This is a genomic window from Sphingobacterium sp. KH_072, from assembly GCF_057837975.1.
In genome coordinates this window covers 1160227-1172267 of sequence record NZ_CM174457.1, presented here as the reverse complement: position 1 = coordinate 1172267, position 12041 = coordinate 1160227, and the positions used below count along the sequence as shown (strand labels likewise).

The window sequence follows — 12041 nt, the reverse complement described above, 5'->3', positions numbered from 1 at the left end:
TACCCTAGTAGCCGTGCGCTTCACTGCGCTAGCGATACATTTCGAATGCTATGACATTCACACATCGCTAAGGTTAGTCGTTTAGAGTCACACATTAATAAACACATAAATAACCAGTAGTATGAACAAGTTAGAATTTAATACACTCGTAATACAACATTCGGATTCGCTAAAATCTTACGCGAGAAACTTCACGAAAGACGGTGACGATGCTAACGATTTAGTTCAGGACACGTTATTGAAGGCCGTTACTTATTTCAAAAACTTCCGTGAAGGCACCAATTTAAAAGGTTGGTTGTATACCATCATGAAAAATACGTTTATTAACAATTATAGACGTGTCGTTAAAACAAACTCTTTCATCACTAAAGAGGAAGAAATTAGCAATGCTAATTTAGTGGTGTCTGCTACGCACAATAAAGGCGAAAATAAATTTATGATGGAAGACATCAATAGTGCCTTAGGAAAATTGAGTGAAGAATACTATATACCTTTCACAATGTACTACGAAGGTTATAAATACCATGAAATTGCAGTACATTTGGCTATTCCGATCGGGACGGTGAAAACCCGTATTCATGTGGCGCGCAAGACCATGAAGAAAAGCTTAAATGCATACAGTTAAAAATGACAGACAGCCTACCTGTGATACTCCCATTTAGTTGGACAACTATTTTCAAACTTAATATATAATCTTCAATTTTTGACTGCACTTGCTGATATTTTTCCTTTTTCAAATCCCCTCCCCAAAGGGATCGAGGGTGTTTGAAAAAGAGGGAAATATTTCATTTATCACCGGCTCAATTTATTGCACCAGCCTTTTACGAGGCCTTTTTTGCAGCATAGAGACTATCTGGAGTCTCATTGTTAATGGAATCATGACGTCGCACCGTGTTATAGAATTGTATATATTCTTTCACTTTCTGATAAAGATCCATCCCTCCATTGGGTGGATTTAGATAGATTTTCTCTCTTTTGAGTGAGCCCCAGAATCTTTCGATATATACATTGTCCAGTGCACGGCCTTTGCCATCCATCGAGATCTGAACTTCAGCATCCTGTAGTGCTTTAACAAAGATACTGGAAGTAAACTGGGAACCCTGATCCGTGTTAAATATTTCTGGCTTTCCATGCGCTGCAATCGTATCAAGCATGATATCTCTGCACCACTCGGCATTCATCGTATTAGAAACTCCCCAGCCCATGATCTTGCGGCTGTAAACGTCGATGATGGCAAACATGTACATAAAACCCCGGAACATGGGGATATAGGTGATGTCAGCCTGCCAAACCTGATTTATTCGTTCTATCTCGAGATTCCTCAGTAGATATGGAAACTTATAATCGGCTTTGTTCGCCCAGCTCAGGTTCTTCTTGGGATATATCGTCTTTAGGTTCATGAGCTTATACAGCCTGCGCACCCGTTTGGAGCTTACCAAATGTCCCAGGTCCTTACGCAGGTGGACTCGCATACGCTCTACGCCGTAAAAAGGACAATCCAGAAACTTGCGGTCTATAGCCTTCATCAATTGCTGGTTGAAGATAGATTCCCCTTTGGGCTTGAAATAATAACTACTATGTGGCAATCCAATCACCTTGCATTGCTGGTGCACACTCATATTCCTGTAGGAAGGGCAAATAAGCCCACGTTTCTCTGATGTGCTCATTTGCCCAAGACTTTTTTTAGGAAATCAACCTGTATCTGTAGCTCTCCGATCTTGGAGTATAATTCTTTCTCCTTGGAGTCATCTTTCCAGGAGGGCTTCTCGGACGTAAACGCAGCTTCTGCATTATCTAGAAATTCCCGCTTCCAAGTATTGATCTGGCTCGCCTGAACTTCGTATTTGGAGGCCAACTCGTGAATGGTTTCCCGTTCCTTAATCGCTTCGATAGCTACTTTAGCCTTGAAGCTTGCACTAAACTTTCTTCGTGATTGTTTCATTTCAAACTGCTAATTTAAACATTTATGCAGTTGTCCAGTATTTGGGAAGTATCATAACCCTCATTCAGTAAAAGCATGTTGGCTCGCCGCAATGGGCAAGACCGACAGGAGATTTGGGTAGCCTATCAAGGAGTTATTTATGATGTATCGAGCAGCAGGCTCTGGAAAAACGGCAAACATTATGAGCATTGGGCTGGACAAGATCTGACCGATGAACTCAAAGACGCACCGCATTCCAACAAAGTGTTTGAAAGATTTCCCGCGGTAGGGATTCTAACTATATAGAAATAGGGAGTAAGGGACTTACTCCCTATTTTATTTCAAATTTGGCTAGCGCAACAAATTTTTCAATTCTACGCGCAATCTCCTCTTTATTCAATTGTTGTAATTTCTCCGTACCAAACTGCTCGACGCAAAATGAAGCCAGCGCAGATCCATAAATGATCGCATTCTTCATATTGTGGAAATTGACTGATTGCACCTTCGCTAAATAACCTACAAATCCGCCGGCAAAAGAGTCACCTGCTCCTGTCGGATCAAAAACATCTGCTAAAGGCAATGCTGGAGCCGAAAAAACCTGACCCTCGCCGAATAACAAAGCGCCGTGCTCTCCTTTTTTGATAATTAAGTAAGAAGGTCCCATTTGCAAAATCTTTTCTGCTGCCTTTACCAACGAATATTCACCAGATAACTGACGCGCTTCACCATCGTTAATCGCCAAAACATCAACTCGTTTAAGAACAGTTTTTAAGTCTTCTAGTGCCACATCCATCCAATAGTTCATGGTATCCATCACGACCAGTTTTGGGGCTGTTGTGAGGCGATCTAAGACAGCTATTTGTACTTTAGGCATCAAATTGCCCAGCAAGAGATATTCGCAGCCTTGATACGAAGTCGGAATCTTTGGATCAAAATCAGCTAGCACATTAAGTTCTGTTGTTAATGTATCCCGGCTATTCATATCAACATGATACTTCCCAGACCAAAAAAATGTTTTTTGATCGTCGACGATTTCGATACCTTCAATATCTATTCCTTTTGCACGTAAGATATTGAGATTATCTTTTCCAAAATCGCCACCAACTGTACCAATAAGCTTTACCTCATCATACAAATAGGAGGCCGCTAAGCCTGCAAATGTAGCTGCTCCACCCACAACCTTATCCGTCTTACCAAAAGGCGTCTCAATCGCATCAAATGCGACCGAGCCAACGATTACTAAACTCATGTCTATACCGTTTTTAAAAATGCATCAAAAAAAAAATGCCGACAATTAATTGCCGGCATTTAACGAGTGCTCCTGAAGCTGGGCTCGAACCAGCGACCCTCTGATTAACAGTCAGATGCTCTAACCAACTGAGCTATTCAGGAATGTCCTTCTCTAAAGCGTTACCCCTCTAAAGCGGTACAAAAGTAGTAATTGAGAATTACACTTCCAAATGCTATTTTAAAAAAATATTGTAAAAAAAATAAGGCTGTCTTCGTAAAAACAGCCTTATTTTTTTGTGCTCCTGAAGCTGGGCTCGAACCAGCGACCCTCTGATTAACAGTCAGATGCTCTAACCAACTGAGCTATTCAGGAATATGCCCCGTTTGCTTTCGGTGACACAATATTCGGAAGATTTGGGGACTTATCAAAATATTCCTACTCAAAAAATCACAAGTTATTCAGTACCAACCAGAATAATTAAGCACCGACATCTTTCAAGATGAGCGAAATGAAAGTAAAGTAGATAAATAGGCCAGAAACGTCTACCAAGGTAGATACGAATGGCGCGGATGAACTCGCAGGGTCTGCCCCTAGGCGACGTAAAATAAACGGCAACATAGAACCAATCAACGAACCCCACAACACAATACAGACCAAAGAAAGAGAAACAGCGCCAGCCAGCAATTGCCAGTGATCGCCATAGGAAGAAGTAAAAGCCTGCCAAGCACCGATTCGCACAAACCCTAAAACACCAAGAATAATTCCCAAGGCAAGACCGGATAAAATTTCCCGTTTCATAACACGCCACCAATCGCCGATCGTGACCTCTCCTAAAGCCATCGCCTGTATAATCAAGGTCGATGCTTGCGAACCACTATTTCCTCCACTAGACATAATGAGTGGCACCAAGGCCAAAAGAGCGACCGTTAATCGTGCTTCGTAATGTTCGATAACCGAAGCAGTGAACAATTGCCCAACAAACAGGACAACTAGCCAGCCTGCACGTTTACTGACCAACTGAAAGATAGAAACATCCATATAAGGCTCATCCAATGCCTCTGTACCACCAAAACGTTGCATATCTTCGGTATACTCTTCGTTTGCCACCCAAAGGATATCATCAATCGTCACAATACCCAACATGATATCTTGATCATCCACCACCGGAAGTGCCACGCGATTGTTCATACGAAATATCGTGACCGCCTCTTCTTGCGGATCGTCTGCGTATAATTTAATCAGTCGATTATCGATTAGATCTTCCACACTGTTTTCTGGATCAGCAAGCAATACGTCTTTGATTCGAATATCATCCACCAGCTTACCTTCCCCATCGATAACATACAATACATCGATCGTTTCAGAAGCTTTACCATAGCGTCGAATATGATCGAGTACACGCGGTATCGACCAATGAGATTTGACGGTGATATAATCTGGCGTCATCAAACGGCCGACGCTATCTTCAGGATATCCTAAAAGTGATAAGGCTTCTTTACGCTCTTCGGGTGAGAGCAGGATAATAATCCGCTTGACCGCATCTCCTTTCAATTCACTCAAGAAGGATGTCCGGTCATCCGGCGGCATTTCGTTAATCAACTCCCGCACTTTCGGAGCAGAGAGCTTCTTGATTATACGCTCCTGCGTAGGAAAGTCAAGAATCCGAAAAACGTTGATGGCCCTTTTAATACTTAAGGTTTCTAAAAACAAAGGACCATGTTCTGGGAGTTCATCAATAATCTCCTCGACATCGGATATATTTAAGTCGTTTAAATAATCCTCCAACGAGAGCATATCACCTTGTTTGATGAGCAGCTCGATGCGCTCTACCTGCATGTCTAGTTCTTCCATAATGCCCTCCTGTTATTAAACCCTACATTGGTATTGTTCTGATAATTTGCTTGCAAAAGTCGGGTATTTTGCTGGGAATCGCTAATTAAATTTTAGGACCATACAAGCGTATTTGGCTCGACGCAATCCCCAAAAAAAAGAACAGCAGATAAACCCAAAAGTTCTATAAAGCTATCCACATAAAGACATAATGTCAGCATAAATTTCAACTTCCAAATACTTCAAATCTCCGCTCTAGAAAAGGAAAATCGATACATCGCCTGATGCAAATACGTTCGGATGTTGACAGGGCGATTTGGTAGTCCAAATGATTGCCATAAGCAGATTGACATTTCGCAACTCAAAAGTTTGGACAACATGATCCTGAACAAAAAGCACGACCGCGGAAATCGTACCCGCTGCAAAAATCTACTAATATCATTTCACAAATATTAAGCTACGATGAGGAATATATCGCAAAATAGTTTAGCTTTATCTTATGATCATACCAAATCGTAAAATGTGCACAATCAACAACTTTGCCACAATTTTAGCAGTAATTAATCGAAATAAATAAAACTCATAAAATACTATATATAAGATAAATACGTGTATCAAATAACTAATCAATATATATAAAATAACCTATTTATACTAAAAAATTTAGTTTTACCTTTAAATGAGCTTCAAAAATAGATTCAAATTATTATTTATCAGCGTTTTAACAGCAATAATATCAACTTTTAATTCACGTATTGTTTTTGCACAGATTATTGACAATGATCAGGTGGATCCACGTATCAAATGGGAACAGTTTAATCTGCCGCATCATCGGGTTATATTTCCGCAGGGTTACCGTCGGCAAGCTTCACTCCTCGCGCATCACCTGGACAGCATGCGACATTTTGCGAACGCAGATTTAAATAGTAACCCAAGAAAAATACCAGTGATTCTACATGCGAATCATATTCTTCAAAACGGATTTGTACAAATGGGGCCGCGGAAAACGGAGTTCTACCCATTACCTAGTGGCGTGGCAAGCAACGTAGAATGGTTACCAAATCTTGCGCAACACGAGCTGCGACATGTAGCACAAATGGACAAATTGACAGGACGACTGAAAGCGCCATTTTTTGAACAATTGGCTTTTGCCATGTTTGGCATTCACTTACCGGCATGGTATTTTGAAGGTGATGCAGTTGCCACCGAAACACAATTTTCTACGGGCGGACGCGGACGAATGCCCTCTTGGTTTATGCCACTTCGTGCTAACGAGTTGAGCGGTCGATCGTATACTTTTGACAAAAACATCTTAGGTTCATTTAAGGATATCACTCCTTCATTCTACCTCACAGGATACCTGATGAATATCCATTTGACGAACCAATTTGGTTATGATATTCGAACAGATATACTAGAAGAAATGCGCGGAAAACTCTTCCGCCCATTTAACTTTTACAAAGCCTTGCACCGAAATTCAGAGACTTTCAATAGCCGAATGCTGTATCAAAATGCTATGGATTCTATGGGAAATATTTGGAAAAGTGAAGCCATGGGAAAGACCTTAATGAATCCAATAACAACGCCATCGAGTCGCTACCCGCAAAACTATCTGCTTCCACAATACGACGATGGGAAGCTATTCAGCCTTTTCCAAGGACCACAAAAAGTAGCCCAAATCGTTAGCATTTCCGAAGGAAAAGCAAAGCATATCGCCTATACAGGGCAGCAGTTGATGCCCTATTTTCACGTCAACAAACACCTGATCGTGTGGGACGAAGTCCGCAAAAATGCGCGTTATGGAAAGAACACTTTTCAAGTCATTCACGTGATGAATTGGAAAACAGGGCACAAAAGAACCCTCCAGCTTCCCGATTTTGTATATACTCCTGCTCTATCTCCAAATAATGAAATATTGGCTACTGTACGCGTTGATCCCGCAGGCTGTAGTAGTTTATTATTATACGATATTGGTTCAGAAGCGATTATTAGCACATTTTCGCTCCCTGAAGGAATACATATTCAACAACCTCAATTCCATACGGATGGACAAAAAATAGTCTGTATAGCGGTTTCTGGCCAAGGCACAAGCTTATTCGAATTTGAAATTGCTAATAGACAGTACAGCCAAATTTTGCCTTGGGGACAACAGACTTTAGAACGTCCAATATATGCTGGCGACGATATTGTTTACAAAGCGCACTATAATTCCATAGATAACTTATATCGTTGGGATCGTAAGAATAAATCCATTCATCAGCTTACTAATGCCGTATACGGCGCTTTTAATCCTGCTCTCGCATCTACTAACTCGATGCTATTCAATGAGTATACGCCAGATGGACATCGGATTGTGCAATTGCCGATCATGGATTTAGAAGAGGTTACAGCCTCTTCTATCAAACACGTGCTATACGATCGACGTGACACGGGGCAATATCAATTGGAATTAACATCCACCCAAAAAATAGCGACAGACACATCACTTACTAAGCCATACAATACAATTTCTAGCTTGCTCAACTTCCACAGCTTATCGATAAGCAGCAATAATTTTGAAAGCTTAGATAATTTTCGACCGGGCATATTTTGGTTAGCAAATGATCTTTTGAACACATCACAAATCATGCTGGGTTACGAGTATGATACCGACATTCGTAAAAGCATCTATAGTGCCGACTTTACATACGCTAAATATTATCCAAAATTCTCGTTGCGCTACGAGAACAGAGGGCAAATTGGGCAGGCGCGCGTGAATGATGGCACCTTTACTCAGTTTGATTGGAGAGAACATGTTTATTCTGCGAATATGCAGATTCCTTTCTCTATCTACCGTCAGCAGATTATCTACAACTATGGGGTGAATTTGGGCACCTCGTACTTGATGCGCTACGATGTAAATATGCGCCTCAACAACTTTAATGATGAAATTGCTTTTCCATTGAATTATCAAGCTTATTTTAATCGTAATATGCGTCGAAGTGTGATGGATTTGCAACCGAGATGGGGACAAAACTTTAGCATGACTTATCGTCATTTACCATTCACGAATGAGGCGCTATCGGGAAACATTCTCTCCTTGAGGACAGGCTTCTTCCTACCAGGTGTGATGCTAAATCATGGTTTGCAGGTACGCATAAGCTTTCAACACAAGACGGGCACATACTTATTCAACAACGATATCCCGGTGGTCAGCGGTTTTGGATATTTCCCATCACCTCGTGTAGACAATACCTTGTTGCTTTCATACCGATTGCCAATTGCGTATCCAGATTGGACTGTCGGGCCGTTAGCGTATGTAAAACGCATTCAAGCACGACTATTTTCTGATTATCAAAATATACAGAATTCTGGAATAGCACCTAAAACATTTGGCCTCGGCATCTCTGCTGATGTCAATTTCTTACGCTACGTGCTGCCGGATGTTAATATGGGTATACAAGGCATTTATATCAATGATAATCGGGCATCGCAACGCGTTGTGCCGGTATTTAACCTGAGTTATACGTACTAATTTGGGGCAAATACCACAAAGCCTGTAAAGGAAATAGCTTCATCCGAAAAATCGGATGAAGCTATTTTTGTAGTACAATAATTATTTTTCTTATTCTCCTTCGGAGATCGCTTTTACACCAGGAAGTGTTTTACCTTCCATGTATTCCAACAAAGCACCACCGCCTGTACTAACATAACTTACATGCTCTGTCATACCAAATTTGGAAACCGCCGCCGCAGAATCACCACCACCAATCAGTGAAAATGCACCTCTTTCTGTTGCTTTTACTACGGCATCAGCGACTACGCGCGTACCTTTTTCAAAGGTTTCCATTTCGAATACGCCCATCGGGCCATTCCACAATAGGGTGTTAGAAGCACTAATTACTTCTGCAAAATGTTCACCAGATTCCGAACCGATATCCAAACCTTGTTTATCTGCAGGAATAGCATCATTGGCGCCATTGTAAACTTCTGCATCATTCGCGAAACGATCCGCGATCTGCGCATCCGTTGGCAAGACTAGATTCACGTTTTTCTCTTCGGCTTTCTTAACCAAAGCATTCGCTAAATCTAACTTATCCAATTCTACCAAGGATTGGCCGATTTCGCCACCACGTGCTTTCACAAAAGTGTAAGCCATACCACCACCGATGATAAGATTATCCACCTTATCCAATAGCGCTTCGATCAGCTCTAACTTATCAGATACCTTCGCGCCACCCATAATAGCGGTGAATGGTCTGGTTGGATTGTTCATCACTTTTTCTGCATTCTCCACTTCTTTGGCCATTAAGTAACCAACTACCTTGTTGTTAGGGAAGTTTTCTGCGATCACTGATGTGGAAGCATGTGCACGATGTGCCGTTCCGAATGCATCATTCACATAAACGTCACCTAATGCCGCCAGTTTTTTTGCAAATTCTTGGTCACCTTTTTCTTCTTCTTTGTAGAAACGAAGGTTTTCCAATAACAATACTTCCCCAGCTTTTAGAGCAGCCGCTTTATCAGTAGCCTCACTACCAATACAATCATTAGCAAATTTAACATCAACACCAAGCACGTCAGAAAGATGTTTTACAATATGCTTCAACGAGTATTTTTCTGTAGGACCTTCTTTTGGTCTTCCAAGGTGAGACATCAGAATAACGGATCCGCCATCCTTTAAAATCTTTTGTATGGTCGGGACAGCACCTTGAATACGATTATCGTCAGTAATATTGAAATCATTATCCAATGGCACGTTGAAATCTACACGAATAAGTGCTTTTTTCCCCGAAAAATTTAAATCGTCAATAGTCTTCATAGTTCAAACTTTAAGGCTTAAATATACAAAAAAGCAGGTCTTTTAAAAGCTAAAGCAATGTTAATTTATGAAGTAAGCTATAGCAAAGGCACAAAAAAAACCTACAGAAAATAATTCTGTAGGTTTATGAGAAAGACCGACCTTCGTCGGGCTACCAATATGTGTTACGCTTTGTTTGCAACAAGGTTAACTTTGAAGTTGATCTCTTTTGAAATCAAATCATCTTGTTTACCAGTATAGTTAACTCCCCAATCTGCACGTGTAATGTTAAAATCAGCTTTAACTTTCACAGTAGTTTCAGTAAGCTCTTCTACAGTTGCGTCGAAAGTAACGTTTTTAGAAATACCTTTGATGGTCAAGTTACCAGCGATAACAACATCATTCGCTGATGCACCTGCTGTAACCTGTGTAATTTGGAACGTAGCTTCCGGAAATTCTGTTACATTGAAGAAATCTTCATTTTTCAAGTGACCATCCAAGTTACCTTTGTACTCACCTTCTAAGTCAGTAGAACTGATGGTGTTCATATCTAATACAAAGTTACCACCAGAGATAGCTTCGTTATCTACCAATAAAGAACCAGATTTGATATCTACGGTACCTTCGTGAGCACCAGTAACTTTAGTACCTTTCCAGATTAGAGAAGACTGACTTGAATCTACGGTGTATGCTGTTCATAGAGCTTCGCCTGCTTCCACAGCATCTGCTGTTTCTGCTTTTTTACCTTCTGGATTGCCAGCACATGCCGACAAAATTAACGCAGCTGCTGCCGCTACTACTGTGATTCTATTCATGATTGATCTATTTAATGTTTAAACATCTAGTTTTAACAAAGATAAAAAGTATTCTGCAATAAGCGAAAAAAATCAAAAAATTGCTAATGACCTTGTGGTGAAGCGTCTACACGCCGAATATCAGCTCCTAATGCTTTCAAACGTTTCTCAATATGCTGGTAACCGCGCTCAATTTGTTCGATATTATGAATAACCGAAGTACCTTGTGCAGACAGTGCGGCAATTAAAAGGGAAACACCCGCACGGATATCTGGCGAAGTCATTTCGATTCCGCGCAACGTATTTTGCTTATTCAAACCAATCACAGTAGCGCGATGCGGATCACATAAAATGATCTGTGCTCCCATATCAATCAGTTTATCGACAAAAAACAGACGGCTTTCAAACATCTTTTGATGAATTAGCACATTGCCTTTGGCTTGTATAGCTGTAACCAATACAATACTTAATAAATCGGGCGTAAAACCAGGCCAAGGCGCATCGGAAATGGTCAAGATAGATCCATCTATAAATGTATCGATCTCATAACTTTTCTGCGCGGGTATATAGATATCATCGCCACGCAACTCGAATTGTATGCCTAAGCGAGCAAAAATAGATGGAATAATCCCCAATTCGGCGAAGCAAACATCTTTGATTGTAAGCTCTGATCCTGTCATGGCCGCTAGGCCGATAAATGAACCGATTTCGATCATATCTGGCAACATACGATGCGTCGTACCACCCAATTTCTCGACGCCTTCGATCGTCAATAAGTTAGATCCGATACCTGAAATATTGGCGCCCATACGATTCAACATCTTACAAAGTTGTTGCAAATAGGGTTCGCAGGCGGCGTTATAAATAGTCGTCTTACCTTTGGCCAATACAGCAGCCATTACAATATTAGCTGTACCGGTAACAGACGCTTCATCCATTAGTATGTACGTTCCTTTTAATTGGGTAGCATCTACATTAAAAAAGTGCTTTTCGGCATCGTAGTTAAACTTAGCGCCTAGCTTCTCAAAACCTAAAAAGTGTGTATCCAATCTTCTACGTCCGATTTTATCACCTCCCGGTTTTGGGATAGCGGCTTTACCAAAACGAGCCAAGAGCGGACCTACGATCATAATTGAGCCACGTAAGCTACCTCCTTTTTGCTTAAACTCTTCGGATTGGAAGTAATCGATATTGATATCTTTTGCTTCAAATTCGTACGTATCTTCATTCAAACGATTAACCGACACGCCCAAGGCAGCTAGCAGATCGATGAGTTTATTGACATCCTTAATATCTGGGATATTGCTGATCGTGATCTTTTCGGGAGAAAGCAAAACGGCAGAAATAATCTGCAATGCTTCGTTTTTTGCTCCCTGTGGAATGATCTCTCCACTCAATGGCTTACCGCCACGTATTTCAAATGCGTTCATAGGTATATAGCATTCCATTGAAGAAACAGAAGAGGTAAATGTCTATCTACCTCTT

At 40.9% G+C, this 12041-nt stretch carries 9 protein-coding genes, 2 tRNA genes and 1 pseudogene; 3 read left to right on the top strand and 9 right to left on the bottom strand.

Annotated features, from left to right (window positions below; all coding sequences use genetic code 11):
• Positions 1-121: 121 nt before the first annotated feature.
• Complete coding sequence (locus AC3IRT_RS05530; RefSeq protein ID WP_116777136.1) at positions 122-625, top strand: RNA polymerase sigma factor; 504 nt, start codon at positions 122-124, stop codon at positions 623-625.
• Between the two features lie 196 nt (positions 626-821).
• On the opposite strand, the gene AC3IRT_RS05525 is transcribed toward AC3IRT_RS05530, so the two are convergent.
• Positions 822-1667, bottom strand: coding sequence for an IS3 family transposase (locus tag AC3IRT_RS05525; RefSeq protein ID WP_149914427.1), 846 nt, complete (start codon positions 1665-1667; stop codon positions 822-824).
• A complete protein-coding gene (locus AC3IRT_RS05520; RefSeq protein ID WP_149914426.1) occupies positions 1664-1942 on the bottom strand; it encodes a transposase in 279 nt (92 codons plus the stop codon). Before AC3IRT_RS05520 ends, AC3IRT_RS05525 begins: the two co-directional genes overlap by 4 nt.
• A gap of 75 nt (positions 1943-2017) precedes the next feature.
• Here AC3IRT_RS05520 and AC3IRT_RS05515 point away from each other — a divergent pair, with 75 nt between their 5' ends.
• Positions 2018-2227: a cytochrome b5 domain-containing protein gene (locus tag AC3IRT_RS05515; RefSeq protein ID WP_489395425.1), complete on the top strand. Its 210-nt coding sequence runs from the start codon at positions 2018-2020 to the stop codon at positions 2225-2227.
• 25 nt (positions 2228-2252) lie between these two features.
• Here AC3IRT_RS05515 and AC3IRT_RS05510 read toward each other — a convergent pair whose 3' ends face one another.
• From AC3IRT_RS05510 to mgtE, 4 genes are all read right to left on the bottom strand, one after another.
• Complete coding sequence (locus AC3IRT_RS05510) at positions 2253-3170, bottom strand: PfkB family carbohydrate kinase (protein WP_489395424.1); 918 nt, start codon at positions 3168-3170, stop codon at positions 2253-2255.
• Positions 3171-3239: 69 nt separating this feature from the next.
• Positions 3240-3313: transfer RNA gene (locus AC3IRT_RS05505), tRNA-Asn, on the bottom strand.
• A gap of 137 nt (positions 3314-3450) precedes the next feature.
• A tRNA-Asn gene (locus AC3IRT_RS05500) sits at positions 3451-3524 on the bottom strand.
• A 105-nt stretch (positions 3525-3629) separates the two neighbouring features.
• Complete coding sequence (gene mgtE, locus AC3IRT_RS05495; protein ID WP_489395423.1) at positions 3630-5003, bottom strand: magnesium transporter; 1374 nt, start codon at positions 5001-5003, stop codon at positions 3630-3632.
• Positions 5004-5661: 658 nt separating this feature from the next.
• Here mgtE and AC3IRT_RS05490 point away from each other — a divergent pair.
• Positions 5662-8496: a hypothetical protein gene (locus AC3IRT_RS05490; RefSeq protein ID WP_489395422.1), complete on the top strand. Its 2835-nt coding sequence runs from the start codon at positions 5662-5664 to the stop codon at positions 8494-8496.
• Positions 8497-8586: 90 nt separating this feature from the next.
• On the opposite strand, the gene AC3IRT_RS05485 is transcribed toward AC3IRT_RS05490, so the two are convergent.
• The 3 genes and pseudogenes from AC3IRT_RS05485 to murA form a co-directional block, all read right to left on the bottom strand.
• Complete coding sequence (locus tag AC3IRT_RS05485; protein ID WP_489395421.1) at positions 8587-9783, bottom strand: phosphoglycerate kinase; 1197 nt, start codon at positions 9781-9783, stop codon at positions 8587-8589.
• Between the two features lie 164 nt (positions 9784-9947).
• Positions 9948-10439, bottom strand: a pseudogene (locus tag AC3IRT_RS05480) (YceI family protein); the annotation flags it as partial.
• 221 nt (positions 10440-10660) lie between these two features.
• On the bottom strand, positions 10661-11986 hold the full coding sequence (gene murA, locus AC3IRT_RS05475; RefSeq protein WP_489395420.1) for a UDP-N-acetylglucosamine 1-carboxyvinyltransferase: 1326 nt from the start codon (positions 11984-11986) through the stop codon (positions 10661-10663).
• Positions 11987-12041 lie beyond the last annotated feature (55 nt).

What these genes read in the sequence shown, in the direction of transcription:
- murA (WP_489395420.1), bottom strand. Translation starts at nt 11,986, where the DNA reads ATGAACGCATTTGAAATACGTGGCGGTAAGCCATTGAGTGGAGAGATC.
- AC3IRT_RS05530 (WP_116777136.1), top strand. Translation starts at nt 122, where the DNA reads ATGAACAAGTTAGAATTTAATACACTCGTAATACAACATTCGGATTCG.
- AC3IRT_RS05510 (WP_489395424.1), bottom strand. Translation starts at nt 3,170, where the DNA reads ATGAGTTTAGTAATCGTTGGCTCGGTCGCATTTGATGCGATTGAGACG.
- AC3IRT_RS05525 (WP_149914427.1), bottom strand. Translation starts at nt 1,667, where the DNA reads ATGAGCACATCAGAGAAACGTGGGCTTATTTGCCCTTCCTACAGGAAT.
- mgtE (WP_489395423.1), bottom strand. Translation starts at nt 5,003, where the DNA reads ATGGAAGAACTAGACATGCAGGTAGAGCGCATCGAGCTGCTCATCAAA.
- AC3IRT_RS05485 (WP_489395421.1), bottom strand. Translation starts at nt 9,783, where the DNA reads ATGAAGACTATTGACGATTTAAATTTTTCGGGGAAAAAAGCACTTATT.
- AC3IRT_RS05490 (WP_489395422.1), top strand. Translation starts at nt 5,662, where the DNA reads ATGAGCTTCAAAAATAGATTCAAATTATTATTTATCAGCGTTTTAACA.
- AC3IRT_RS05520 (WP_149914426.1), bottom strand. Translation starts at nt 1,942, where the DNA reads ATGAAACAATCACGAAGAAAGTTTAGTGCAAGCTTCAAGGCTAAAGTA.
- AC3IRT_RS05515 (WP_489395425.1), top strand. Translation starts at nt 2,018, where the DNA reads ATGTTGGCTCGCCGCAATGGGCAAGACCGACAGGAGATTTGGGTAGCC.